At 72.3% G+C, this 25,489-nt stretch carries 23 protein-coding genes and 1 pseudogene; 9 read left to right on the forward strand and 15 right to left on the reverse strand.

Annotated elements, in window-relative coordinates:
* Window position 1: 1 nt before the first annotated feature.
* Both BJ961_RS16990 and BJ961_RS16995 read left to right on the forward strand, forming a co-directional pair.
* Complete coding sequence (locus BJ961_RS16990) at window positions 2-1,108, forward strand: alcohol dehydrogenase catalytic domain-containing protein (RefSeq protein WP_271413679.1); 1,107 nt, start codon at window positions 2-4, stop codon at window positions 1,106-1,108.
* Window positions 1,109-1,142: 34 nt separating this feature from the next.
* Window positions 1,143-2,051, forward strand: a complete 909-nt coding sequence (locus BJ961_RS16995; protein ID WP_271413680.1) for a class I SAM-dependent methyltransferase — start codon at window positions 1,143-1,145, stop codon at window positions 2,049-2,051.
* Window positions 2,052-2,065: 14 nt separating this feature from the next.
* On the opposite strand, the gene BJ961_RS17000 is transcribed toward BJ961_RS16995, so the two are convergent.
* Together BJ961_RS17000 and BJ961_RS17005 are read right to left on the reverse strand one after the other, a co-directional pair.
* Entirely contained in the window at window positions 2,066-2,716 is a 651-nt protein-coding gene (locus tag BJ961_RS17000) for a YceI family protein (protein WP_271413681.1), read from the reverse strand.
* Between the two features lie 187 nt (window positions 2,717-2,903).
* Window positions 2,904-5,404 (reverse strand): annotated as a pseudogene (locus tag BJ961_RS17005) (SCO7613 C-terminal domain-containing membrane protein).
* Between the two features lie 557 nt (window positions 5,405-5,961).
* On the opposite strand from BJ961_RS17005, the gene BJ961_RS17010 reads away from it, so the two are divergent.
* Window positions 5,962-6,495 carry a hypothetical protein gene (locus BJ961_RS17010; protein WP_271413682.1) on the forward strand — a complete coding sequence of 178 codons (534 nt, stop codon included), beginning with the start codon at window positions 5,962-5,964 and terminating at the stop codon, window positions 6,493-6,495.
* Window positions 6,496-6,519: 24 nt separating this feature from the next.
* Here the strand turns inward: BJ961_RS17010 and pntB are convergent, their stop codons facing one another.
* The 3 genes from pntB to BJ961_RS17025 form a co-directional block, all read right to left on the reverse strand.
* Entirely contained in the window at window positions 6,520-7,992 is a 1,473-nt protein-coding gene (gene pntB / locus BJ961_RS17015) for a Re/Si-specific NAD(P)(+) transhydrogenase subunit beta (RefSeq protein WP_271413683.1), read from the reverse strand.
* Window positions 7,989-9,569 (reverse strand): Re/Si-specific NAD(P)(+) transhydrogenase subunit alpha, encoded by a 1,581-nt coding sequence (locus tag BJ961_RS17020; protein WP_271413684.1) that lies wholly within the window; start codon window positions 9,567-9,569, stop codon window positions 7,989-7,991. The genes pntB and BJ961_RS17020 overlap by 4 nt, the downstream gene beginning before the upstream one ends.
* A gap of 128 nt (window positions 9,570-9,697) precedes the next feature.
* The gene (locus BJ961_RS17025; protein ID WP_271413685.1) at window positions 9,698-10,159 is read right to left on the reverse strand and encodes a MarR family winged helix-turn-helix transcriptional regulator; all 462 of its coding nucleotides are present in this window, start codon (window positions 10,157-10,159) and stop codon (window positions 9,698-9,700) included.
* A 94-nt stretch (window positions 10,160-10,253) separates the two neighbouring features.
* Between BJ961_RS17025 and BJ961_RS17030 the strand changes: the two genes are divergently transcribed.
* A complete protein-coding gene (locus BJ961_RS17030; RefSeq protein ID WP_271413686.1) occupies window positions 10,254-10,625 on the forward strand; it encodes a VOC family protein in 372 nt (123 codons plus the stop codon).
* An 80-nt stretch (window positions 10,626-10,705) separates the two neighbouring features.
* Here the strand turns inward: BJ961_RS17030 and BJ961_RS17035 are convergent, their stop codons facing one another.
* Window positions 10,706-11,245: a GNAT family N-acetyltransferase gene (locus tag BJ961_RS17035; protein ID WP_271413687.1), complete on the reverse strand. Its 540-nt coding sequence runs from the start codon at window positions 11,243-11,245 to the stop codon at window positions 10,706-10,708.
* Window positions 11,246-11,683: 438 nt separating this feature from the next.
* Here BJ961_RS17035 and BJ961_RS17040 point away from each other — a divergent pair, with 438 nt between their 5' ends.
* Entirely contained in the window at window positions 11,684-12,430 is a 747-nt protein-coding gene (locus tag BJ961_RS17040; protein WP_271413688.1) for an SAM-dependent methyltransferase, read from the forward strand.
* 103 nt (window positions 12,431-12,533) lie between these two features.
* On the opposite strand, the gene BJ961_RS17045 is transcribed toward BJ961_RS17040, so the two are convergent.
* The 3 genes from BJ961_RS17045 to BJ961_RS17055 all read right to left on the reverse strand — a co-directional run bounded on the left by BJ961_RS17045 (window position 12,534) and on the right by BJ961_RS17055 (window position 15,750).
* Window positions 12,534-13,199 (reverse strand): maleylpyruvate isomerase family mycothiol-dependent enzyme, encoded by a 666-nt coding sequence (locus BJ961_RS17045; RefSeq protein ID WP_271413689.1) that lies wholly within the window; start codon window positions 13,197-13,199, stop codon window positions 12,534-12,536.
* A gap of 109 nt (window positions 13,200-13,308) precedes the next feature.
* On the reverse strand, window positions 13,309-14,196 hold the full coding sequence (locus BJ961_RS17050; RefSeq protein WP_271413690.1) for a DMT family transporter: 888 nt from the start codon (window positions 14,194-14,196) through the stop codon (window positions 13,309-13,311).
* A 108-nt stretch (window positions 14,197-14,304) separates the two neighbouring features.
* Complete coding sequence (locus tag BJ961_RS17055; RefSeq protein ID WP_271413691.1) at window positions 14,305-15,750, reverse strand: MFS transporter; 1,446 nt, start codon at window positions 15,748-15,750, stop codon at window positions 14,305-14,307.
* 734 nt (window positions 15,751-16,484) lie between these two features.
* Here BJ961_RS17055 and BJ961_RS17060 point away from each other — a divergent pair.
* A complete protein-coding gene (locus BJ961_RS17060) occupies window positions 16,485-17,675 on the forward strand; it encodes a S1 family peptidase (RefSeq protein WP_271413692.1) in 1,191 nt (396 codons plus the stop codon).
* 114 nt (window positions 17,676-17,789) lie between these two features.
* Window positions 17,790-18,713 (forward strand): helix-turn-helix domain-containing protein, encoded by a 924-nt coding sequence (locus BJ961_RS17065; RefSeq protein WP_271413693.1) that lies wholly within the window; start codon window positions 17,790-17,792, stop codon window positions 18,711-18,713.
* A gap of 2 nt (window positions 18,714-18,715) precedes the next feature.
* Here the strand turns inward: BJ961_RS17065 and BJ961_RS17070 are convergent, their stop codons facing one another.
* The 3 genes from BJ961_RS17070 to BJ961_RS17080 all read right to left on the reverse strand — a co-directional run bounded on the left by BJ961_RS17070 (window position 18,716) and on the right by BJ961_RS17080 (window position 22,406).
* A complete protein-coding gene (locus BJ961_RS17070; protein WP_271413694.1) occupies window positions 18,716-19,744 on the reverse strand; it encodes a cytochrome d ubiquinol oxidase subunit II in 1,029 nt (342 codons plus the stop codon).
* A 121-nt stretch (window positions 19,745-19,865) separates the two neighbouring features.
* The gene (locus BJ961_RS17075; protein WP_271417069.1) at window positions 19,866-21,281 is read right to left on the reverse strand and encodes a cytochrome ubiquinol oxidase subunit I; all 1,416 of its coding nucleotides are present in this window, start codon (window positions 21,279-21,281) and stop codon (window positions 19,866-19,868) included.
* Window positions 21,282-21,434: 153 nt separating this feature from the next.
* Window positions 21,435-22,406: an SDR family NAD(P)-dependent oxidoreductase gene (locus BJ961_RS17080; RefSeq protein WP_271413695.1), complete on the reverse strand. Its 972-nt coding sequence runs from the start codon at window positions 22,404-22,406 to the stop codon at window positions 21,435-21,437.
* A gap of 62 nt (window positions 22,407-22,468) precedes the next feature.
* Between BJ961_RS17080 and BJ961_RS17085 the strand changes: the two genes are divergently transcribed.
* Entirely contained in the window at window positions 22,469-23,041 is a 573-nt protein-coding gene (locus BJ961_RS17085) for a TetR/AcrR family transcriptional regulator (protein WP_381156089.1), read from the forward strand.
* A 38-nt stretch (window positions 23,042-23,079) separates the two neighbouring features.
* Here BJ961_RS17085 and BJ961_RS17090 read toward each other — a convergent pair whose 3' ends face one another.
* Window positions 23,080-23,388: a hypothetical protein gene (locus tag BJ961_RS17090; RefSeq protein WP_271413696.1), complete on the reverse strand. Its 309-nt coding sequence runs from the start codon at window positions 23,386-23,388 to the stop codon at window positions 23,080-23,082.
* Between the two features lie 393 nt (window positions 23,389-23,781).
* Between BJ961_RS17090 and BJ961_RS17095 the strand changes: the two genes are divergently transcribed.
* Window positions 23,782-24,510, forward strand: coding sequence for an SDR family oxidoreductase (locus tag BJ961_RS17095; protein WP_271413697.1), 729 nt, complete (start codon window positions 23,782-23,784; stop codon window positions 24,508-24,510).
* A 50-nt stretch (window positions 24,511-24,560) separates the two neighbouring features.
* Here BJ961_RS17095 and BJ961_RS17100 read toward each other — a convergent pair whose 3' ends face one another.
* Both BJ961_RS17100 and BJ961_RS17105 read right to left on the reverse strand, forming a co-directional pair.
* Window positions 24,561-24,740 (reverse strand): hypothetical protein, encoded by a 180-nt coding sequence (locus tag BJ961_RS17100; protein ID WP_271413698.1) that lies wholly within the window; start codon window positions 24,738-24,740, stop codon window positions 24,561-24,563.
* Between the two features lie 121 nt (window positions 24,741-24,861).
* Window positions 24,862-25,245, reverse strand: a complete 384-nt coding sequence (locus tag BJ961_RS17105) for a hypothetical protein (protein WP_271413699.1) — start codon at window positions 25,243-25,245, stop codon at window positions 24,862-24,864.
* Window positions 25,246-25,489 lie beyond the last annotated feature (244 nt).

Below are 25,489 nucleotides of genomic sequence, written 5' to 3' on the forward strand. Positions count from 1 at the left end.
CATGAGGTTCCGTGCGGCGGTACTGCGCTCGTACGAGGACCGGTTCGCCGTCGAGGACGTCCTTTTGAACACGGGGCCCGCCGAGGGGGAGGTCCTGGTCCGGATCGCGGGCTGCGGAATGTGCCGGACCGATCTCGCGGTCCGGCGTTCGGCGGGCCGCTCCCCGCTGCCGGCCGTACTCGGTCACGAGGGCGCCGGAGTCGTGGTGCGGACGGGCGGCGCGGGGACCGGCCTGACCGTCGGAGACCATGTCGTGCTGAGCTTCGACTCCTGCGGACACTGCCACGCCTGCCTGGGCGCGGCCCCCGCCTACTGCGACTCCTTCGCCGCGCTGAACCTCTTCGGCGGGCGCGCGGAGAACGCCGCGCGGTTCACCGACGCGACCGGAGGCGCACTGGCCCCCCGTTGGTTCGGCCAGTCCTCGTTCGCCGAGTACGCGATGGTCCCCGCCCGCAACGCCGTGCGCGTCGACCCCGCGCTGCCCCTGGAACTTCTGGGCCCGCTCGGCTGCGGCTTCCTCACCGGAGCCGGGGCGGTCCTCAACTCCTTCCGCGCCGGCCCCGGCGACACCCTCGCGGTGTTCGGCGCGGGAGCGGTGGGCCTGGCCGCGGTGATGGCGGCCGCCGCGGCCGGGGCGGTGACCGTGGCCGTCGACCGGCACGTCGGGCGGCTGGCCCTCGCCGAGCGCTTCCACGCGGTCCCCGTGCACGCCGCGTCGGCCGACCTGCCCGCCCGTGTCCGGCGGCTGACCGGCGGCGGCGCGCGGTACGCCCTGGACACCACGGGCGACGCCGAGCTGATCAACGACGCGCTCCGGTCCCTGCGCCCGACCGGTCGCCTCGGCCTGGTGGCACGGCTCGGCGCCACGCTGCCGCTCGAACCCGGAACACTGGACCGGGGCCGCAGCGTCTCCCACATCTGCGAGGGCGACGCGGTCCCCGGACTGCTGATCCCGCGGCTGACCGAGCTGTGGCGGGCCGAGCTGTTCCCCTTCGACCAACTGATCCGTACGTATCCGCTCGCCGACATCAACGAGGCCGAACAGGACTGCGACGCGGGCCGCGTCGTCAAACCCGTACTGATCCCGGACCGGCCCCCACCCGCATGACGACGACGGCGCCACTCACCCCGAGGGAGAACACATGGCCGACACCGCACGTCGAGACTCCGGTGTGGAAGGTGTGGACGGCGGCGTCGGCCGGACCGCCCTCCTGGTCGCGGCGGCCCGGGCGATCGAGACCTACCGCCCCGACAGCCTGGCCCAGGACGTCCACGCGGAACACTTCGTCCTCGCCGCACCGGCGTCCGCGGGCTGGCCGGTCCGCATGTGGCAGGTTCCGGACGGCGACGCGAACCCGCTGTGGGGCCGGTTCGCGCGCTACTTCGGACTGCGGACCCGGGTTCTCGACGACTTCCTCCTCCGCGCGGTGCACGCGGACGGCGTCCGGCAGGTGGTGCTGCTGGGAGCCGGACTGGACACGCGCGCGTTCCGGCTCGCATGGCCCTCCGGGTGCGTGGTCTTCGAGATCGACAGGGAAGGCGTACTGGCGTTCAAGCACAAGGTGCTCGACGGACTGTCGGCCATACCGCGGACCACACGTGTACCGGTCGCCACCGATCTGCGCGCCGACTGGGCCGGCGCGCTGACAGACGCCGGCTTCGACCCGGCGGCGCCCACGGCCTGGCTGGTCGAGGGCCTGCTGTTCTACCTGCCGGGCGCGGCCGAGACCTACCTCGTGAACACGGTGGACCGGCTGAGCGCACGGGGGAGCGCGCTGGCGTACGAGGTGAAGCTGGAGAAGGACCTGCTGGCCTACCGCGACAGCCCGCTCTACACCGCGACGCGCCGACAGATCGGCATCGACCTGCTCAGCCTGTTCAGTCTGGAACCCCGGCCCGACTCCGCGGCCGGTCTGGAGGCCAACGGCTGGACCACGACGGTGCACACACCCTTCGACTTCACCCGCCGGCACGGACGGGGCCCGCTGCCGGAACCGAACGACGCGCTGGCCGGCAATCGGTGGGTGTTCGCGGGCAGGGCGGGGTCGTGAGTGAACCGAGTCGCTCAGGAGGCTCGGATCGCGGAGATGTCGAACTGCAGGCGGACCTTCTCGCTCACCATGCTGCCTCCCGCGTCGAGCCGCTGGTTGTAGACCAGGCCCCAGTCCCTGCGGTCGATGGTGGTGGTGCCGTCGAACCCGGCCCGTTCGAAGCCGAACGGATCCATGACCGAGCCGAGGTAGTCCAGTTGCAGTTCGACGGGCCGGGTCGTGTCACGGATCGTGAGGTCTCCCGTCATGCGGAAGCTCTCCGCGTTCTCCTGCAGGGTGGAGGTGCTGCGGAAGGTCATGTCCGGGTAGCGGCGCACGTCGAAGAAGTCCCGGCCCACGAGGTGCGCGTCCCGTTGTTCCACCCCGGTGTCGACACTGGCGACGCGGATGACGATCTCGGCGTGGGACTCGGTGGGGCGGGCGCCGTCGAAGTGGAGCATGCTGTCGTACTCGGTGAAGGCCCCCCGGACGGTGGTGACCATGGCGTGCCGTACGGAGAACCCGATCCGGCTGTGGGGGCGGTCGATGGTCCACCGCCCGGTCAGCGCGCGCAGCGCCGGGTCGAGCGTGGCCGTCGACGTCGTGGCCGAGGCGGTGGACCGGCCGGGTCCGGCAGGCGGCGTCGGCTCCGCGGTGGCGGTCTGGCGACGGTTGAAGATACCCATGAGTCGTAGGCCCTTTCGAGATGGATCACTTCGTGTTATCACGGAGTTGACCAGTGGCCCACGGCACAATGTGTGCCCTCGTCCGGGTTCCATGACCCCGACCGCAAAGCTGCACCGATTCGACATGATCGCCGGCTTCGACAGCGCCTCCCTGCCGGCTGCATGAGCGGGGCGTCCGCCCGCCGGTCTAGTGGAGTCGCCCGAAGGCGTCCCGGAGCCGCCGTGCGTCCCGCAGCCGCTGCTCGTAGGTGGCGCCCAGCACGAGCAGCACGAGACCGGCGAGGGCCAGGGGCGCCCAGCGCGGGAGCGCGCCGACGACCTGTGCGAGGTACGGGGCGAGTTCGTGCAGCGTCACCAGCGCGAGCACGCCCCCGCCGAGGAGCAGGGGTGCCCGGAGGCGGTACCGAGCACCCGTCAGGGTCACCGCGAGCGCCGCGGTGCCGAGCAGCAGCGGCCGCGTCCAGTCCAGGTCGCGCCAGGCGGCGAACAGACTCGGCACCAGAGTGATGGACAAGCCGGCGCCGTACGCCGTCCAGGAGGAGAGCCCGGCGTCGCGACGCCGGGCCAGAAGACCGACGACCAGCGCGGGCACGGTCACCGGCAGGGTGTACGCCTCCGGCGTGGTGACGTCCCAGGCCGCCAGGCGCACCCAGGCGGCCAGCAGGAAGAGCGCGGCGGACGCGTGGACGGCCGGGCGCCGCTCGGGGCGCAGCGCGGTTCCGGCCGCGACGACACCGCAGACGGAGAGCACCGCGGCCAGCATCGGCGGGTGCGTCACGGCGAGGGCGAGGGCGAGCAGTGCCGCGGCCGTACCCGCCACCTCCACGCCCACGGTCGCGCGCGGGCCGGTCGTCCGACGTGCCGCGAGCAGGGCGGCGACTACCGGCACCACGAGGACCAGCAGCGCCGTGCGGTGCGGCGGCCAGTCGGCGGACGCACCGGTCGCGCAGGCCAGCGCCGCGGCGTGGCCGAGGGCGGCGGGCGCGGCCCACGGCGCGACCTCCCGGAGGAAGCCCGCCGCCCCGAACAGGGCCGTCATCGCGGCGAGCACACCGATCGTCGCGGTCTCGGAGGCCAGCGCGAGGAAGGCGAGGCCGACGGCGGTGACGAGGGCCAGCAGGAGGGCCGTGAGGGGCAGAAGCCGCTGCCCCCTTCGGGCACGGAAGGACCACTGCGCGAAGCCCAGCGCCGCCGCGACCACGACCGCCTGTGCCACCAGACCGGCCCCGTAGGGCAGTTCCAGCACCGCCGGGAGCACGAACAGGCTCGCCCAGCCCAGGACGAGCGCCCCCACCGCGGCGGCAGGATGCCGGTCCCCGCGGCGCGCGGCCACCGTCAGCGCACCGGCCACAACGGCGAGCACGAGCGGTACGGTGCCCGCGTACGGAGGCCACGGCGCCTGACTGAACACCGCGTCCCGGATGTCCTGCGGTGCCCCGGACCAGGACCGCGCACTCCACGCCACCGGACCGAGAAGGCTCCCGGCGACCAACGGCACCGACCACAGCAGCGCGAGGCCCTGCACGGTCAGCGAGGCCCGTACGAGCCCCTGGCGCACCGGCCGGGGGAGCGGCGACCGGACGGCCGCCAGCAGGGCGATCCCGCAGGCCAGACACCCCGGCACCGTCCACTCGCCGGGCAGCGCCGCCCGAAGGACCCCACCCGCGCCGGTGACCGGGCACAGCCCCGCGACGAGGGCCGCGCCGCACGCGATGCCGGCCCGCGGGACGAATCGCCCCGTCACCAGGGCGACCGCCGCCGCCAGGACCAGGAGCAGCGCCGCCCGCGCGGCCGCCTGCGGACCCGACGCGCTCCAGCAGAGCCAGGCGGCCGTCAGGACTCCCGCGCCGCCCGTGCCCAGCGCCCCGACGACGGCGACGACGCGCACCGGCGCGAGGGCCGTCCGCAGCGCCACCGCGGTGCCGGCCGCGGCGGTCGCCAGCAGCACCGCTGTGAGCGTGTGCGGACCCGCTCCGAAGGCGACGGCCCACAGCAGCGCGGGAAGGTGCGCCGTCGCCACGGCGAGGGGAGCGGATGCCGGAGCCCGGGGAGCGCGCCCGCTCCGTGCGAGCCGTCCGCCGCCGCGGGTCCCGCGCCGGCGGACGGCTCGGAGCGCGCGGTCGAGGACGGCGTGAGCCTGCCCGCTCCCACGCCGTACGCGGCCCATGTCGCGGCGAGAACGGCGGACGCGCCGGCCGTGTACCCCGGACCGCTGGTGCCGGGGAACGCCACCTCGTGCAGCGCGTAGGCGTCGAGCACGGTCAGCGCCGTCGCCAGCGCGGACACGGCCTCGGCGGTCGACCTCAGCCCGCGCCGCAGCAACGCGACGGGCACGCCCAGCGCCCCCGCGGTCAGCGCACCGAGCACCAGCGCCCGGCCGGCGATCCCCAGATGCCCCCAACTCACCAGCGTGAAAGCGATCGCGGCGACCGTCAGGAGGACTCCACCGAGGACCAGCAGCACGTTCTGCACGCCGGGCGCCTCGACCTCCGGCCGAGGGGCGACGGCCCCGGCGTGCGCGGGCACCGGCCCCGACGGAGCGGATCCCGGCCCCGGGGCGGCGGCCGCCCGCAGCGTGTGGACCAGCCACTCGCGGCGTCGCAGCAGGACGGCACGGCGGGCGTCGAGTTGCCGCAGCTCGGCATCCAGGACGCGCAGCTCCTCGGCCGGGGGCGGAAGGTTCGTCATGCCTCGGAGTGTGGCCCTCGCCCCGTGGACGGACATGAGCGCGGATACTCAGCTCGTACTCAACGCGAGGTGGAGACTCGCCGGCACCGCGGGGCAGGACCGGGAAGCGGGCGGCCCCCGGACGGAGCACCCTCGACCGGACCGCACGGGCAGCATGTCCGGCGCGGCTTGCTGTACTTCGAGTAACAAGATCATTCTGAGACGCGCCTCGCGCGACCCCGTGCGCAGGCGCCCCCCTGCGCCCGCGAACGCGGTGCCCGGACCAGCGACAGGAAGCCCGATGAAGCCCCCTCACGACCTTCTCGAGCAGGCACGCGAAGACTACGAGAACCACCTGCGAAGCTGCCGTCAATGCGAGGCCGACGGCGCGAGATGCCCCGCGGCCAAACATCTGAGACGCCTCTACAACAACCACCTCAGGAGTTCGTGACACCACGCACAGGACGTCCTCCGCGCACCGGACGGAGCCGGACCCGCGCGCGTGGCGTCGCCGTGTCCGGGCGCCCCGCGGGTGAGCATGTGCTGACCCACCCCTCCGTGCGCACCGAGGCGATGCGATGCCCGACCGAGCCGACCCCGCCCGCCCCGACCATCCTGCGCCGAGAGGAATCCTGCGGCACCGCCCGGAGCGGTGGCTGTTCAAGGGAATCTACGGCCTGGTGCTGGCAAGCGCCCTGGTGGCCGCACTGGACGTCCCCGGCGAGGGGCCCAACCCCGGTCAGGACGCGCTGTGGGTGCTTCTCACCGCGCTGGCGTCGGGCGCGGCCCACGGATACGCGCACGTCATCGCCCGGCGCGCGGCCGCCGACGGGACGGCCGGGCCGAGCAGACTGCGGGCGGTGCTCGTCGAGTGGCCGCTGACCGCCGCCGTGCTGCCCACCGTGGCGATGCTGCTGGCAGCGGAGGCCGGGTGGTGGGCGGAGGAGACCGCCGCCGGCACCGCCCTGCTGTTCAACACCGTCTGCCTCTTCGGACTGGGTGCCTCCGCTGCCCGCGCCGCCGGACTCGGCCGGCTGTCCTCGTTGCGCGCCGGGGCCCTGGACATGCTGATCGGGCTGCTGATCATCGCCGCCGACGCGTTGGTCGACTAGCCGGACGGGCGGGTGTGGCCGGTGCTACGGCTTCGTACTGCTCGACAGGCCTCGTCGGCGTTCGGCCGGTGCCGGGCCCCGCCCGGGCCCGGAGTCGAGGGCCCGCAGGATCTCCTCGACGCTCTGCCTGGCGTCGCCGAAGAGCATGCCGCTGTTCTCCCGGAAGAACAACGGGTTCTGCACGCCCGCGTAACCGGAGGCCATCGAGCGCTTGAAGACGATGACCTGCCCCGCCTCCCAGACCCGCAGCACGGGCATCCCCGCGATCGGGCTGGAAGGATCCTCGGTCGCCGACGGGTTGACCGTGTCGTTCGCGCCGATGACCAGGACGACCGAGGTGTCCGCGAAGTCGTCGTTGATCTCGTCCATCTCCAGGACGATGTCGTACGGCACCTTCGCCTCGGCCAGCAGGACGTTCATGTGCCCGGGCAGCCGACCGGCGACGGGATGGACGCCGAAGCGCACCTCGACGCCGTTCTCGCGCAGCCGACGCGTCAGTTCCGCGACCGGGTGCTGGGCCTGGGCCACGGCCATGCCGTACCCGGGGGTGATCACCACGGACCGTGCCCGCGTGAGCAGTTCGGCCGCCTCGTGCGCCCGGATCTCGCGGTGCTCGCCCTGTTCCGCGTCGCCGCCCGGCGGGGCCTCGACGCCGAATCCGCCCGCGATGACGGAGAGGAAGGAACGGTTCATCGCCTGGCACATGATGTAACTCAGATAGGCGCCGGACGATCCGACCAGGGCCCCGGTGACGATGAGCAGGTTGTTGTCGAGCAGGAAGCCGGCCGCCGCCGCGGCCCAGCCGGAGTAGCTGTTGAGCATCGAGACGACGACCGGCATGTCGCCGCCGCCGATCGACGCCACCAGGTGCCAGCCCAGCGCGAGCGCCAGCGCCGTGACCGCCACCATCAACGGGAGGCTCGGACTGACGGTGAACCAGACCGTCAGCACCGCGAACAGGGCCAGCGCGCCCAGGTTGAGGGCGTTCTTGCCGGGCAGTGTCAAAGGCCGGGACCTGATCCGGGCGGACAGCTTCAGGTACGCGACCACGGAACCGGTGAAGGTGACGGCGCCGATGAAGACGCCGATGAACACCTCGGCGTGGTGGATACGGACCAGCTCGGCGGCGATCCGGCCCCGCGAGCCGTGGGCCTCGACCTCCAGGTAGCTGTTCCAGCCGACCAGGACGGCGGCGAGACCGACGAAGCTGTGCAGCACCGCGATCAGCTCGGGCATCTGGGTCATCTCCACGCGGCGCGAGCGCCACAACCCCGCCGCCGCACCGATCACCATGGCGAGCAGCACCAGCGCGACCGCACCGGCGGAGACGCTCCGCGCCGAGACCACGACGGTGGCGCCCAGCGCGAGCGCCATGCCCGCGATGCCGTAGACCACGCCGGCGCGGGACGTGCGGTGCTGGGACAGACCGGCCAGGCTGAGGACGAACAGCAGCGCCGCCACCAGGTCGGCGGCGCGGGAGGCGGTCATGGACGTCATCGGGGCTCGCCTCTCGAGAACATGGACAGCATGCGGCGGGTGACGGCGAAACCGCCGAAGATGTTCACGCTCGTCAGCAGGATCGCCACGAAGGACAGCACGGTGACGAGTGTGCTCTCGTGGCCGATCTGCACCAGCGCGCCGATCACCACGATTCCCGAGATGGCGTTGGTCACCGACATCAGCGGCGTGTGCAGGGAGTGGTGGACCTTGCCGATGACGTAGTAGCCGATGATCACCGCCAGCGCGAAGACCGTGAAGTTCTCGGCCAGTTGCGCCGGAGCGAAGGCGACCAGCAGGAAGGCCGCCAGCATGCCGAGGCCGATCAGGCCGTAGCGTCCGGCCGGGGCGAGCCGCGGCGACCCGCCCGCCACCGGCGCGGCGGCGGACGCCGGCGACGGCGGAGTGGTGGCGGTGGCCGGGGCCGCCGAGACGGGGACCGGCGGGGGAGGCCAGGTGACCGTGCCCGCACGGACGACGGTCACGGTCCGCTGCACCACGTCGTCGAAGTCGATGACGGGCCGGCCGTCCTTGCCCGGCGTGATCAGCGCGAGCAGGTTGGCCAGGTTGGTGCCGAAGAGCTGCGAAGCCTGGGCGGGCAGCCGGGACGCCAGATCCGTGTATCCGACGAGGGTCACACCGTTGCCGGTCACCACACTCCGGCCCGCGACGGTCCCCTCGACGTTGCCGCCCTGGGCGGCGGCCATGTCGACGACGACACTGCCGGGCCTCATCGCCGCCACGTCGTCGGCGGTCAGCAGGCGCGGGGCGGGCCGTCCGGGGACGAGCGCCGTGGTGATGACGATGTCCACGTCGCGCGCCTGCTCGCGGTAGAGCGCGGCCGCGGCCCGGTCGTAGTCGGCGGACGTCGCCCTGGCGTACCCGTCGGCGCTCTCCTCCTGGTCCATGTCCACGGGAAGGTACTCACCGCCCAGGGACCGTACCTGTTCGGCGACTTCCGGCCGGGGGTCGGTGGCCCGGACGACCGCGCCCAGGCTGGACGCGGCCCCGATGGCGGCGAGCCCCGCCACACCGGCACCGGCGACGAGCACCTTCGCCGGAGGCACCTTGCCCGCGGCGGTGACCTGCCCGGTGAAGAAACGTCCGAAGACGTGCGCGGCCTCGATGACCGCGCGGTACCCGGCGATGTTCGCCATGGAACTGAGCACGTCCATCGACTGCGCCCGCGAGATCCGCGGCACCGCGTCGAGGGCGAGCACGGTGAGGCCCCGAGCACCGAGCGCGTCCAGCAACTCGGGTCGCTGCGCCGGTGCGACGAGGGACACCAGCGTCGTTCCGTCGCGCAGCGCGGCGATCTCCTCGGCCGACGGCGCGTTGACCTTCAGTACGACGTCCGCGGCCCAGGCGTCGCCGGCGCCCGCTCCAGCCTCGGCGTAGGCCTCGTCACCGAAGCCGGAGGCGGCACCGGCTCCGGACTCGACGACGACCTCGTAGCCGAGGCCGAGCAGCAGGCGAACCGTCGAGGGCGTCGCGGCGACGCGGGTCTCTCCTGGTAGGGACTCGGCGACGACGCCGATGCGTTGCGGTGGGTGATGGGCGGGCTGATGTCCAGTCATGTCCGGTCTCTCGTCGAGGCGTTGTTGCCGGGATCCGTACCCAGACGGAGCCGCATGGGCACCGAACGGCGTTCATCCCGGCCCCGTGGGCCTCGCCCGGCTCGCGATCGGAGAGCCGCGCCGCCCGGTCATTCCTCCAGGGCCGCCGCGATGTGGTCGAGGTCGGCGAGGAGCGCTTCCATCCGGTGTGCGGGGACCGCCTCGACCATGCGCCGTTCGACGGCGTAGACGGCCGCCTGCACCTCACCGAGACGTGCGCGGCCCTCCTCGGTGAGGTGCGCCGGGCGGGCGCGGCCGTGGTCGGCGGTGGCGGGGCGGGAGATCAGCCCCGCGTCCTGCAGGCCCCGCAGGACGACGTTGCCCGACTGCCTGGTGACGAAGGTCGCGCGGGCGAGGTCGGCGTTGGACAGGCCCGGGCGCAGGGCGAGGAGTTCGAGGGTGGAGTACTGCGGGACGGTCAGTCCGTGTTCGCGCAAGGTCCTGTCCATGGCGCCGCGCAGGGCGGCCTGGGCGCGTTTCAGCAGGTAGCCCACGTGTTCGGTGACGTCCTCGGCCTGGTGGGGCGGGTCGGCCGGCATGTTCTGCTCCATGTCAGCATTTTGACATAGCTACCCCGGGGGTCCTAGCCTCGGCGATGTCAAAGTCCTGACACGAACAGTCCTGACACGAAACCAAGGAGCACCCATGTCCGTCGCCATCGACGGCCCCGACTTCGTGGCCCTGCAAGTCCGCGACCTGGCTGCCGCGGCGGCCTTCTGCGAGCAGCACCTGGGCCTGCGCAGGGCGGCCTTCTCGCCGCCGCACGCGGTCGTGTTCGACACCAAGCCGACGGCCTTCGCCCTCCGTGAGCCCCTCCCGGGCGTCGACCTCGCCGACGTGGCGCGGCCCGGCCTCGGAGTGGTCGTCTGGTTCCCGACCTCGGACGCCCATCAGCTCCACGCCCGGCTCGCCGCCGCCGGGGTCAAGATCATCACGCCGATGACGGACAGTCCGTTCGGGCCGATGTTCTCCTTCGAGGGCCCGGAGGGATACGTGCTCACCGCACACGGAGCCTGACGTCTCATCCCGGAAGCCGTGGCCGGGGCGGCCCACGCCCCGCGTCGCGTCGCGTGCGGACGGCGCCGCCGAGCGCCCACTCAGTCGGACGCCGTGGCCGGGGACCACATGCCGAGCCACTGCCGGGCGCCCCAAGCCTCGAACCGCTCCACCTCGGTGAACCCCAGCTTCGCCGCGAGGCGCATCGAGCCGGCGTTCGCGGTCTGGGTGGCGAGGACCACCGGCTCGCCGGGGAGCGCGGCGGCGAGCCAGCCGAGCGCCGCCGCGCACGCCTCGGCTGCGTACCCGAATCCCCACGCACGCGGCAGGAACAGGTAGCCGAGTTCGACCCTGCCCGCGACGGCCGGGCGACTGTGCCCGCTCGCCCTCCTGAGCAGGATCTGGCCGATCATCGCCCCGTCGAGCGCGACGACGAAGCTGCCGGGCCACCGCTCGGGCACCTCGGGCGTCTCGCGCTCGAGTTCGTCACGCGGCCGGGGACCGCCGAGATAGGTGTGCACCTCCGGTGAGGCGAGCAGTTCGATGAACGTCACCCGGTCCCTGGCCTCGGGCTCACGGAGCACGAGCCTTTCGGTCGTGATCGGGGCAGACGGCCAGGCGACGGATCCGAGTGCGGTCATGCCCGCCAGCCAATCAGCGGGCCCGGCGGCGATCAAGACCGGCGGCCGGAGCAGCCCGCCGGCCCGGGGTGCTATCGTGCCTGCCGGAGCGACGACCAGGTCGCTCGCGGAGATCCGAAGGAGGTGTGTTGATGACCGTCGTGGAGACGCCCGCTGCGCGCGGCGCCCGGATCATCCCCACCTCCCGGGCCTCGTCCTGACCCTCGCCTGCCTCCCTCCGCCGTAGAGCGGCCGCGGCACGCCTGTCGTCCGGCGGGGCCCCCGTTCAAGGGTCACCACCTTGTTTCACCAGCCCACTTCACACCCATGGGTGTCCTCCTCTCCCGCACGTGCCCCGCGCGGTGACGTGACCGAGACCGGGCCCCGCCGCTCCCTTGCCGTTCGGCAGGCCCTCAAGCCGTCCTCGCACGTCGAGGCATGACGCAAAGGAACCTGGTCATGGACCTTCCCCGCATCTTCACCATCCGCGAGAGCAGCCACCGCATCCACAACCCGCTGACCTCGGCCCAGCTCGCCGCCCTGGGCGCATCACTGCGCCTCGCCCCGGGGACCCGGGCGCTCGACCTGGCCAGCGGGTCGGGCGAACTGCTGTGCACCTGGGCCCGCGATCACGGGATCAAGGGCACCGGGGTGGACATCAGCACCGCCTTCACCGAGAAGGCCCGGGCCCGCACCGGCGAACTCGGCGTCGCCGACCGGGTCGGGTTCGTCCACGGTGACGCCTGTGGGCACGTCGCGGACGAACCGGTCGACCTGGCCGCCTGTGTCGGCGCCACCTGGATCGGAAACGGCGTCGCCGGGACCACCGAACTGCTCGACCGCAGCCTGCGCCCGGGAGGGCTGATGCTCATCGGCGAGCCGTACTGGCGGCGGACCCCTCCGGACGAGGAGACCGTCACGGCCTGCCACGCCACCGCCGTCACCGACTTCCTGCCCCTGGGGGACCTGATCGGACAGTTCCAGGACCTCGGGTACGACGTCGTGGAAATGACCCTGGCCGACCAGGACAGCTGGGACCGGTACACCGCCGCGCAGTGGCTCAACATGCGCCGCTGGCTCGACCGGAACCCGGACGACGGCATGGCTCCCGAGGTACGGGAGCAACTCACCACGGAACCCGCCCGCTACGCGCGCGGCATCCGCGAGTACCTCGGCTGGGGCGTCTTCGCCCTCATGAAGCGCTGACGCTCCCGACCCCGTGCCGGGCCCGGACGACACCGTCCGGGCCCACCCGCCGCGGTCGGCGGCCCGGGCCCTGTCGGCCCGCGCCGCACGCCGCGACACCGTGTCAGGCCGCGCCGCGGCGACCGCGGAGCAGCTCCACACCGTCGCCTTCGAGGTCGTCGCAGTACGTCGCACGCCCGGTCATGGCCATCACCAGGGCCAGGGTGCCGCCGGACACGAGCGGCCCGGCACCCGTCGCGAACGGGCCGTCGTCCGCCACGAGCCTCAGGCCACCGATGCGTCCCTTGGCGACGACCACGAGGTCCGACCCCCGGTAGTACTCGGCCACCCGCGTGACGACCCCGATCGGCCGGTCGCGGCGGATGCCCAGCGGGCGCCGTATGTCCTCTCCGTGCACGATCACCTCGCCCAGCATCGCGATCGCGGGCAGGGGAGGCTTGGTCGTACTGGGGACGACGGCCCGGAAGCGATCGAGGGTCTCGCCGGAGGTCGCGCCGAGCTGCTCGGCCAGCCGTACGGCCACCTGTTTGTCGAAGTCGAACCGGCAGCGGACGACGCCCGCCAGCCAGCTCACGGTGTTGAGACTGGCGCCCGCGGTCAGATGCGCCAGCACCTCGCGCACCGTCAGCCCGGCACAGAGCGAGGGCGTGGCCCACTGTTCGTCCGTCAGATCCGCGAGGTCGGCGGCGAGCGCCGCCCGCTCGGCACGGATCAAGGGCCAGAGCCCGGTCTCGCGATTGCGGTCTGCTGTCATGGCCGGATCGGTCATACGGACTGGGCTCCTCAAGGATCGTGGTCTGTGCTGCCCCGGCCCGGACGGTCACCGGGCGGTCCGGGGCACTCCCGCTCCCTGAGGAGACTCCTGCTCCGGCGTGAAATCATCGTCGGCGAGCGACTTCTTCTCCGGGGCCCGAACCGGTCACCGATCCGGGCATGGCGGGATGGCGGGCGAGCACGTAGACGCCGGCGACCACTGCGACGAGTCCGACGGTTTCGCCCGCCAGGGCAGCAGGGCCGGTGCGCAGTTGGTCGCCGAGGAAGCCGATCCCGCAGGCGATGCCGGCGAGCGGTTCGGCGGCGGTCAGAGCGGGCAGGGACATGCGCAGCGGGCCCGCCTCGAAGGCGCTCTGGACCAGCATCAGCCCGGTGACGGCCAGCGCGACGATGGTGTAAGGCTCCCAGCGCGTCAGCAGGCCGGGAATCCCGTGCTCACCGACGATCTGGCTGGAGACACGAGTGAGGGCGTCCTGAAGCCCGTACAGCAGCCCGGCCGCGGCAGCCAGCAGCGGGGGCTCCTCGAAGAACGGCAGGTGGCGGGCGACGGCGATCACCGCCAGAGCCAGGCCGACGAGCAGACCGATGACGAGCCACTGCCGCAAGGCGCTGACCTCGGTGTCGCTGCCGGTGGGCCGGCCCGCGACGATGAACACCGTCACCCCGCCGCTGAGCAGCAGTACCCCGGCCCAGCCCGAGCCGCCCAGCCGCTGACCGCTCATCCTGCGGGCGAGGGCCATGGCGAAGAGAAGGTTGGTGGCCAGCAGCGGTTCCACCTTGGACAGATCACCCTTGCTGAGCGCCACCGCGCTGAGGACCTGCCCCGCCACCATGCAGCCGATCCCGCCCAGCCACAGCGGTACCCGCACCAGATCCCACAGCAGGCGGAACGAGAGCATGTCGCTGACGGGGGCCCGTTCGGCCGCGTGCTGCTGCAGCACGAAGCCGGCGCCCAGCAGACAGGCGGAGATCAGCCCGAAGAGGTAGACCATGGCGGTTCCGCTCCTGTTCCGTGCACCTGTGCGTACCGCACCTCGTGCCGCCTTCCCTTCTCGTGGGTGTCGTCGGTGTCGTCGTTGGTGCTCGCCTCCGGCGTCGTGTCAGTGGCCCTCCCTCGTGACGGCCCGGGCGGAGGCGGCGGCGGTCGCGACGTCCCGGGGATAGGTGCGCAGCGCCACCAGTCCGAGGAGTCCGGCGGCGATCAGCGGGAGGAGGAACAGCAACAGGGTGTACTGCAACCCGTCGTCACCCGCGAACACCCGAGCCGAAACCCACCCGAACAGCGTGGGGGCCGCGGCTTCTCCGAGGGTTCGCAGCATCGTCCGCACGCCTTCCGCCCTGCCCCACAAGGAGGGGTGGATGATGTCCAGCCGGGCGGCGTCCAGAGGGGGGTTGGCCGCTCCGAGCAGCGCCGTGGCGCCGATCAGCAGAGGCAGGGCGACCAGCAGCGAGGTGCTGTGGAAGGCGGGTGCGGCCGGCACGGGGAGGGCGAGCAGGCACACCGTGGGCACCAGGACCCGCGCGTTGACCCGGTCGCGGTCGAGCAGCCGGTCCGCCACACGCCCCCCGAGCAGCACGCCGACCAGGGCGCCGAGCCCCACCACCAGCACCAGGGTGCCGGCGACGGAGGTGCTGACGCCGTACTGGTGGGTGGCGAACAAGGTCGCGAAGGAACGCAGGCCGGCGAAGAAGAAGTAGCCGAGCGCGGAAGCCACGATGAGTACGAGATTGGTGCGCACGCGCAGGATGTGGCCGACCGCCCGCCACAGCGGCAGACTGCGGGGATCGTCGCGGAGCACCAGGTTTTCGTCCGGCTCGACACCCCTCGATCGCGCGGCCAGCGCGGCCGGGTTCCGTTCCACGGCCGATGCGTCGTCCTCGGCCCGGTAACGCGCCGAACGCCCGCGCCGGGAGTTCTCCGGCGTCGTCCGGAGGTGCCCCTGGCCGCCGCGAACCGGTTCGGGCAGCCGGGCCACCGCCCAGGTCAGCAGAGCACCGGGGACGACCAGCCACCAGAAGGCGTACCGCCAGCCGAGCGCGGAGCCCACCATGCCGGAGACGGCGAACCCCAGTCCCGTACCCACCAGTTCCCCGCCGAGGACGGCGCCGTACATCCGGGCGCGGTCGCGCACGGGGAAGTAGTCCCCGACGAGGGAGGCGACGGTCGGTCCGGCCGTGGCGGTCACGGCGCCGAGAGCCGCCCGGGAGATCAGCAGCCACAGGTACGAGGGAGCCAGCGCGGACAGGGCGGTGGCCGTGGCCCACAGCGCCGTGCTGCACGCGAGCAGGCGGGCGCGGTTCACTCTGTCGGTGAGCACCCCCACCGGGATCGTGCACGCCGCGCCCACCAGTGAGACCACCGTGGCCAGCAGCCCGATCTCGATGTTGCCGACGTCGAAGGCGTCCTTGAGCGGACCGGCCATCGCGGAGACCGTGCCCTTGTCCGCGCCGTCCAGACCGAGCACCGCGCCGAGGACGAGAACGGCTCTGGCGCGGTCGGCACCGCCCAGGGCGCGCACGACTCGCTGCCTCGTGCCGGTCAGCACGGCCCCGTCCCACCGGCGAACCGCACCTCGGCCGGATCGACGGCGGACCGGCGCACGCCTGTGCGTCGTGCCGCCACCGGTCCGGGGGCCACCGGCATGCGGAAGCCTCCTCCCGTCGTCCGAGCCCAGGCCTACGCGCCGTCGCCCTGCTGTCGCGGACATCGACCCGGAGACACAGGTTGGTTCCCATGTCACACGCAGACATATCGCCGCGAAGGTGACTATAGCGACAGAGGGGGATTCGGAACCGGTGATCAGCGGTGTGTTCGGAGCGCGATGGTGAAAGCCGTCGTGCGGGCGTCGACGGCGCCCGCGAGGCCGGCCGGTTCACACGCCGCGTAGGCCATCCCGAGCCCGCCCGGGCTGCGTCCCCGTAGGGAGCGGTGGGACCCGTGCCGCATCCGGTCTGCTCCGCGGCCGACGGGGCGAGCCGCCCACACCGGCGGGGACGACCCCGGCCCGCCACGGGTCGCAAGACGCCTCGGACCCGAGGCAGCAGGCCGTGGTGCCGAGGGAATGGGCCGGTGTCCACCGGCTGACTGCGGCCGCCATGGTGCGCGTTCGCGGGTCTTTACAGTTTTGCGGCGTCTCTGTTAAAAACCCTCGCCGCCGCAGGCCTTGATGAGCCGTGGGGCCTCGGCCAGAGTCGGGGCGCGGCGAACATCCCCCCAACCTTCGCCGCCGGGCAAGTGCCGCCACCTGTGCGAACTTGCCTGCTACCGGAAGGAATCAGTGTGCGCATTTCGCGTAAGTATGCCTTCGTCGCAGCCGCCGGCGTCCTTCTCTCGGTGTCCGCCGTAGGCGGTGCCCAGGCCCAGAACGGCGACCCGGCCCCGAGGTACCAGCCGGAGATGGTGCGGGCACTCGCCGCGTCACTCGGCGTCACCGAGGACGCCGCCGAGCAGCGCCTGGACCAGCAGGACGCACAGCAGGCCAGACTGGCAGGCCTGGCCAAGAGCGGGATACCGGCCGACGGAGCCTTCTTCGACGCAGCCGGCAAGCTGACCGTCAACACCGACAGTGCCGCGGCGGCCGAGAAGGTGGAGCGGGCGGGCCTGACCGCCCGCGTCCCCTCCCGCGGCCAGGCCGAGCTGGGCCGGATCAAGGCGAAGCTCGACACCCTCGCCGCCCAGCGCGTGCCGACGGGCGTGGCCTCCTGGGGCGTCGACCTGGCGTCGGACACCGTCACGGTCGAGGTCAACAGCGACCGCGGGCCCGCCGCGAAGGCCTTCCTCGCCGAGGCCGGGAAGTACGGCTCCGCGGTCAAGGTCGTGCGCGGCCGGCAGGAACTCGTCCCGCAGGCGGTGATCTACCCGGGCAGCCGGATGACCTTCAACGGCTACATCTGCTCGGTCGGTTACGGCGCCCACGACAGGAACGGCAAGGAGTACCTGGTCACCGCCGGACACTGCGTCGAGGACCTCCCCGTACTGTCCTACGACAACGTGCGCTTCGCCCGGGCCACCCACACCAGGTTCGCGCTCGGATCCCGCAGCGTCGACATGGGCGTCGCCGCCATCGACGCCGGCAACTCCGTCGCGACGAGCGTGGGCACCTGGGGCAACAGCAGCCCGGTCGCCGTCAGCGGCAGTCGCCGCGCCGCCTCGGGGGCCGCGCTGTGCAAGTCCGGCCAGACCACCGGCTGGACCTGCGGCAAGGTCGGCTCGTACAACGTCAGCGTGACGTACACGGACCAGCACGGCGGCCCCGACACCGTGGTGACCGGCCTCGCCAGCTCCACCGTCTGCACCGAGGGCGGTGACAGCGGCGGTGCCTACATCTCCGGGAACCAGGCCCAGGGCATGACATCCGGCGGCCCCACCGGCCAGCAGTGCACCGGAGGCGTGAACTCCCGCGGCTCCTCCTACTTCCAGCCCCTCGACGACGCGCTCAGCTACTACGGCCTGACGCTGAACACCAACTGATTCCCGCCCACCCGGCTGACCAGGGGCCGTTCACCAACTACGGTGGGCGGTCCCTTCGGCGTGCGACGCGACCGCCGGCAGGGGCCCGTGCCGCGCCCCCCGTGGAAAGAAGTCATGCCGACCAGCCCGACCCACGAACACAGTCGACCCGAAACGAACTTCGCCCTCGCCCTCCGGGACGCACTGCGGCGCCGCGGGCTGCCCCTGGAGCGCGTATGCGGCCGCCTGCACGCCCAGGGAATCAACGTGAGCGTCGCCACCCTCAGCCACTGGCAGCGTGGCCGCAGCCAGCCCGAGCGGTCGCGGTCACTGCAGGCCGTCGACGCACTGGAGCCGATACTCGGCCTCGAACCGCGCACACTGCGTTCGCTGCTCGGACCCCACCGCCCCCGGGGCCGTGCCCTGTTCCAGGACCCCGCCGCCACTCGCTGCGTCTACGGTGACAAATCCGACCTCGAGCAAGCCCTCGGCGAGGCGTTCGACGCGTTCAACACCGACACCCAACTGCTCGTCGCACACGAGACCATGACACTGGACGAGCACCGCTCCACCCGCGAGATCGCGGTCACCAGCGTCCTGCGGGCCGTCAGGGACGGCGCCCGGCAGCTCACCGTCGTCCACTTCCTGGACGAACTGCCGGCCGACGGCGTGGACATCGTCGTACGCAACGGCGAAATGACCGGCAGCCACGTCGTGCCGGACCTGCGGAGCGTCATGGCCGACATCTCGTTCGGCCGGCCGCTGGCCCGCAACGAGACGGCGGTGGTCGACTACACCCTTCGCATCGGGCGCACACCCACACCCACGCCCTCGCACGCTCACGAGCGCCGTATCCGGCATCCACTGCGCACCTATCTCCTGCACGTGCGGTTCCACCCGTCGGCCCTGCCGACGCGCTGCCACTACTTCTACCGGGCACGCCTCGGCGACGAACCGCGCCAACGCCACCGGGTGGAACTGGACGCCTCCCACACCGCCCACCTGCTCCCCGCCAAGTGCCCGCCCGGGGTGTACGGGCTCGAGTGGGAATGGGACTGAGTTCACGCGTCCCGCGAGGTCGGGGAGTCGGACACGGAGGCCGGCGGGCGCCGTTGGAACGTGGCGTACAGCAGCCACAGCGAGGGGACCAGCAGGAGCGCCCCGACAGCCAGAACCACCAGACAGGCCGTAAGGACCGCCGGGTCCGAGGCGGCTTGGCCGACCGAGATCCCACCGACCAGCATCGCGGGGTACTGCGCCGCGCCCCACGCCCAGAGGATCGCGGCGACCGCCAGTGCCGAGGCGGGACGGGCCAGGACGAAGCGGCGACGGTTCAGCAGGACGAGCGCGACGAGACCGGCGACGACACTGAGCACGACCAGGGGCAGCGCGCGACGGGTCAGCCCGTGGAAGAGTTCGGGGGCGTCGGCGTGCAGCACGGCGATACCGGCGCCCGCGACGGCGCCGCTGGTCAGACCGCTGACGATCGCGCGCCGGGCGAAGGACGAGGCGAGCGCGCGTTCGCCGTCACGGGCGGCGTCGGCGCACAGGTACACCGCGGCGAGGTGAGCACAGGTGGTGACGGCCAGGACGCCGCCGAGGGCCGAGGTGGGATTGAGCCAACTGGTGATGACGTCGCCTGCGGCGAGACCGGGCGGCACCCGCCCGGAGGCGACCGCCCCGGCCACGGCACCGAGGAAGAACGGCGTGATCACGGAGGACAGGGCGAAGAACGCGCCGAACAGACGCTGCTGCCACAACTCGGTACTCGCCTTGCGGAAGGCGAACGCGGCCCCCCGCGCGATGATGCCCAGGGCCGCGAAGGTCAGCGGCAGGTAGAGCGTGGACATGACGGCGGCGAACACGGGGGAGAACGCGGACCACAGCAGCACGATCACGAAGATGAGCCAGACGTGGTTGGCCTCCCAGATGGGGCCGATGCTGTGCTCGATCAGGCGGCGCTGAGGCAGTCCGCGCCGGGACCCGCCGGCGAGCAGGTCCCACACACCCGCGCCGAAGTCCGCCCCGCCGAACAGGGCGTAGCAGGTGAGGCCCACCCACATGACAGCAAGAGCCGTGTCTGCGAGCACGGTCACCTCCGGTGCTGGCCGACTGGGCGGCGCGAGAAGCGGTTCGGGTGGGGGAAGCACCGAACGGGGGAGCGCCCCGGGCGGTGCGGACGGCGCGGAGGGCCGGGAAGCCGCGCGCCGGTCATACGACGGGGTAGCTCTCGACGTCCTGCTCCTGCGGTGCCAGCGGCACGGCAGTGCCCTTGGCCAGGCGCCGGAGTACGTAGACGGTCGCGACGGTCATGCCGGTGTAGACGACCAGCACCAGCCACAGTCCGGTCATGAGGCCCGGTGCCGGGTTCACGGCATCACGCACGCTCATGATCCCCCACACGATCCAGGGCTGCCGCCCGAGTTCCGTGACGCACCAGCCGCTCTCCAGCGCGACCACCGACGCGGGACCGCCGACGGCGGCGAGCCCCAGGAACAGCCGGGACCCGCGCTGGTCGAGCAGCTCGCCCTGCCGCCCGCGCCCGCGCCACCAGGACAGCAGCAGCCAGGCCCCCAGGGCCAGGAGGAACAGCCCGACACCCACCATGATGTCGAACGCCCAGTGCACCCCCGTCACGGCCGGCCACTGGCTGCGTGGCACCGTGTCCAGGCCCTGGACGACGGTGCTCGGTGAGTAGCCGACCAGCAGGGACAGGCCGTTGGGGATCTCCAGTCCGTACCGCAGCGCGTCGTCCCGAGCGATTCCCCCGAGGGTCAGCGGTACGTGGGAACCGGTGGTGAAGACCCCCTCGATCGCCGCCAGTTTCGCCGGTTGGAACTCCGCCAGGAACCGCGCCGCCCAGTCCCCCACGACGAGCTGGAAGGGCGTCACCGCCGCTCCCAGGGTGAAGGGGATGTAGAACCCGGCCTTGTGATAGGCGTCCCGGCGGCCCCGCAGCAGGGCGACCGCGTAGACCGCGGCCGTCAGGAAGGACGCCACCATGAAGGCGGCGAGGATCATGTGCACGGTCTGCGGCGGGCTCGCGGGGTTGAGCATGGCTGCCCACGGGTCCACGTCGACGACCCTCCCCTCACGCAGCACGAAGCCGCGGGGCTGGTTCATCCAGGCGTTGGCGCAGACCACGAAGAACGCGGAGGCGACGCCCGCCACCACGATCGGCAGGCCGGTGAGCAGATGCCGTCGGGGCGGCAGCCGGTCCCAGGCGTAGAGGTAGATTCCCAGGAAGATCGCCTCGATGAAGAAGGCGATGCCCTCCAGCGCGAAGGGCAGCCCGATCACCTGGCCGAACCTGCCCATCAGGCCCGGCCACAGCAGCCCCATCTCGAAGCTGAGGATCGTGCCGGACACGGCGCCCACGGCGAAGAGCACCCCCATCGCGCGGGCCCACCTGCGCGCCAGCAACCGGTGGGCGGGGTTGCCGGTACGGATGCCGTACCACTCGGCGATCAGCGTGAGCGCGGGCAGGCCCACACCGAGACACGCGACGACGATGTGCCAGGCGAGGGAGAATCCCATCTGCGCCCTGGCCGCGGCGAGGTCGCCCTCGGACACCTTGTCCACGGCCAGCGCGACGACCGGCCACGGCGCCGCGGCCAGATGATGCATCACGGACACGCCTCCTTGTCGACGGCGAGCGAGGCGCGGAGCCGTCCCGGTGGGTCACTGCACGCCGCCGATATGCCGCTTATGCCCTGTGTAGCCTTCCCTAGAAGGTAGCGACGTGGACGGCGGAAGTCGCCCCGCCACGCCTCCGCGCGGTCAGCTGCGGAGCAGGTCGGCGGAGGCGGCCCAGAGACGCCGGGCGGTGGCGGGGTCGAGTGCCCATTCCTTGACGCCGTGCGGGTGCTGTGCGAGGTCGGCGTCGTTCGGCACGGTGTAGGCCTCTCGCGCATCGTCGAGGTAGTGACCTCCGGAGTGGGCGAACTCGGGGGCGACGGCCGCGACGATGCTGGTGGCGGCCCCCTGCTCGACCGTCTTGTACGTGAAGACCCCGGCGGCCTCGGCGGCGTCCAGCGACTCCTTCTGCCGTGCGGTGAAGTTCCGCTGCAGTCCCGTGGCGACGCCGCCGGGATTCACCGCGTTGGCGACGATCCCGTCGGACGCCCAGAGCCGGGTCGCCTCGACGGCGAAGAGCGAGTTCGCCGTCTTCGACCGGGCGTAGGCGATCTGCGGGTCGTAGTCGCGGTGCTCGAAGTGAAGGTCGTCGAAGTCGATGCCGGAACGCATGTGCGCCGTCGAGCTGACCGAGACGATCCGTGCACCGTCGCGGTCGGACGCTCCCCGGGCCAGTGCGTCGTGCAGGCCGACGGCCAGGGCGAAGTGACCGAGATGGTTGGTCGCGAACTGCAACTCCCAGCCGTCACGCGTCCGTTCGAGGCCGCCGGTGACCACGCCCGCGTTGTTGATCAGCAGGTGGAGCGGCCCGCGCCACGCGTCGACGAAGCGGGTGACGGAGACCCTGTCCGCGAGGTCGAGCCGCATGACCCGCGGTCGGACCGCGCCCGCCGACTTCGCGATCGTCTCGGCGGCGGCGTCGCCCGCGGTCGTGTTCCGGACCGCGAGGGTCACCTCCGCCCCGGCCGTGGCCAGCACGCGAGCCGTCTCGGTTCCGAGTCCGGAGGAGGATCCGGTCACGATCGCACGGACGCCGGTGAGGTGGGCGCCGCGCAGAGCTTCGTCAGCCGTGGTGGCGGAGGAGAAGGGTGTGGAGAGGGGGACGCGAGTGCTCATGGGGCGACTATACGCGCTGGACACAAGTTGTATAGCTTGGTGGCGGCTCGTATGCTCGTGCCATGAGCAGCCCCGATGCCGGCCGCCCTCCGTCGCCGGCCGCCGACGCCGACCGCCGCACCGCGGTTCTGGACTCCGCCATGACCACCTTCGCCCGCTTCGGCTACAGGAAGACCTCGATGGAGGAGGTGGCCCGTGCGGCGCGCATCTCCCGGCCCGGGCTCTACTTCCTCTTCTCCTCCAAGGAGGCCCTGTTCCGTGAGGCGGTCACCCAGGCGTTGGAGGGCGACATCACCGCGGTCGAACATGCCCTGGCCGACAGCGGCCGCCCTCTTGCGGAGCGTCTCGTCGAAGCGTTCGACCAGTGGGCGGGCCGCTACGTCGGCCCGTTGGCACGCGATGTCGCGGCCGTCGTCGAGGACCATCCCGACCTTCTCGGGGACATCGTCGACACCGCGCCGCGACGCTTCGAGGAACTGATCACGCAGGCGATCGCCGTCGAGTCGGGGCGAGAGACGGCCCTCCCCGTCGCACGGACGATGATCAGCGTGTCGATCGGCCTCAAGCACCAGGCCGTGTCACGGGACTTCTACCTCGAGCGACTGGAGGTCGCCGTCGGTCTCCTCACGCGCTGACCCGGCGGCACAACCGATCGCAGGCGCGGTCGGCCGCGTCACGAGGGGCCGACGGCAGACCGTCCGGGCGTACCGGTGGCAGACGGGGCACCGGCGCTGTCGGCGTCCACGCACACCAGCGAGACGCCTACGGGTGCCTGCAGGCCCTGGGCCGGTGTGCCGGGGAGGGCGACCGTCGCCGTCCAGTTGTTCTTCTCCAGGACGAGCGTCCCGCTGCCCATGTCGGGGCCCGGCTGCCAGCCGTACTGGGAACGGGCCCGCGCGAAGGCCGCCTTGAGCGCGGCGTCGACCGTTTCGGGCGCATGCCGTCCCGAGAGCTGTTCGAGGCAACCTTCCCCGAGCTCCAAGGGGGGCCGCCTCCTCTCCACCCCGATGCCTTCCGCCGCGAGTATCGACCGCATCTCCGACACCACCGTGTCCGCGGGCAGAGGCGCACCCGAGAAACGCGGGGGCAGCGGGCCGAGGTCCCGAGGAGCACAGGCCGACGCCGCCGTCAGCACCGCGACGGCGAGGCAGGCCGGGGTCGTGCGTCTCTGCCACCGTCGCATACCGTTGCCCGTCCTCTCCGCCGGGGGCCGGCGAAGAGCGCAGGCTATCAGGCTGTACCGGAGGGCACTGTCACGCACAGGCGTCCCGAACACCCCGCGGAAGCCGCGGCGATGCCGTCCCGTCCGCCTATGCTGTCGAGGCAGGCCCCATACTTCAGCACCGTCTGCGATCCATGGACCGGGAGTGCCCGCGTGAGACTTGACGACCACCGCGTGGTCATCACGGCCGCAGGCCGTGATTTCGGACGTACTCTGGCCGTCCGACTGGCGGACCTGGGTGCCGAAGTCTTCCTCTCCGCGCGCACCCTCGCCGCCGCGGAACGCGTCCGCGACGAGATTCGGGGCCGAGGGCGACAGCAGGTCCACGCCTTCGCCTGCGACCTGACGGACCCGGCCTCGATCCGCGACTTCGCTGCCGGTGTCGCCGGGAACACCGACCGCGTCGACCTGTTGATCAACAACGGCTCCCGCTACCTCGACGGTCCGGATCTGCGGTCCGCCTCCGACGACGACATCGTCGACACCATCGCCTCCGGCGCCACCGGCACCGTCCTGACCGTGAAGAGCTTCCTCCCTCTCCTGCTCAACTCGGACAAGCCGGACCTGGTGACCATGGTCTCCGCCTGTGGAACGGCCGGACATCACCGCTCGGAAGCGCACGACGCCTTCTACGCGGCCAAGAGCGCGCAGGCGGGGTTCGCCGAGATCCTCTCCAAGCGTCTGCGGCCCCAGGGAGTCCGGGTGATCTCCCTCTACCCGCCCGACTTCGACAACCCCGACCCGCTCTCCGGCGAATGGGAGACCGCACCGCGCGAGGCCACGGCCGCCCTCACCGCGCAGTCACTGGTGGACTGCATCGTGTTCGCCGTGTCCCAGCCCCGTGACTGCTTCATCAAGTCGTTCCACTTCGAACAGGTCTGATCGATTCCGGGCCCGTGTTCCGTCCTGACCCGTCCACAGGGCAAGCTGCCTCAACGGCCGTCGCAGGGGTCGTCGCCCGCAGCCGACGGCTTCGTGTCGGCCGCCAGGCAGGAGGAGTACACCCGCGGCGGCGCGGGCCGCTGCTCCGGCTCCGACGGGTCGTCCACGGCGAGGGCCGTCACCGCACCGACGCCGGCCGCACACAGCGCGGCCCACGCGACACCCCGCATACGGCGGCTCGTTCGAATCGGCTTGAGCATCGAGTCATCCTACGAGCAGCGTGGCCCCCGCACGGCGGGCGGCCCGCACTCACCCCGAGGTGAGTGCGGGCCGCCGCTGTCGTGGCGCGGGTCAGCAGCTGGAAGCGGAGCTGATCCGCACCTTGTCGACCACCCAGGAGCCGAACGTGGTGACGTAGCCGGGCGGGGTGCAGTGGGTCTTGCCGTTGGTGAAGTGGGTGTAGACGATGTCGTCGTGCCGGGTGTTCACCATCTTCGTGGCGCCCTTGCTGGAACCGAGGGACTGCCAGCCGCTGGTGACGTCCTTGAACTGGCCCGTCTTCGCGGAGCCCTTGTAGAAGCAGACGTACGGGTAGGCGCAGCCGGCGGCGGCAGCGGACTGCGGGGCCGCCGAGGCCGTCGGGGCGAAGGCCAGGCCGGAGCCCACCGCCACGGCGGCCACGGACAGGGCGAAGCGCTTGCGCATGTTCATCGGGTCGGTTTCCTTCCCGGTCACGGGCCGGGTCCCCCTGTTGGTTCCCCCGAGTTGGCCCTTGGTGCCGTTGACGCGGTGCCGACGGTCGATCAGCTCCGCGGTGCTGCTGGGCCAAGAACGTACGGTCGGCACCGGCACCCGGTCGTCCCGCACCGGGTTGAACTCACGGTACGACCGCGGCGGTAGGGCTGTGGTTCCTGCAACCGCCGGACTACCGCGCCTGGTTGATGTGGTGCTGGCGTTGATCTCGACCGCTGCGGCGGGC

Source organism: Streptomyces lienomycini (genome assembly GCF_027947595.1).
GTDB lineage: Bacteria > Actinomycetota > Actinomycetes > Streptomycetales > Streptomycetaceae > Streptomyces > Streptomyces lienomycini.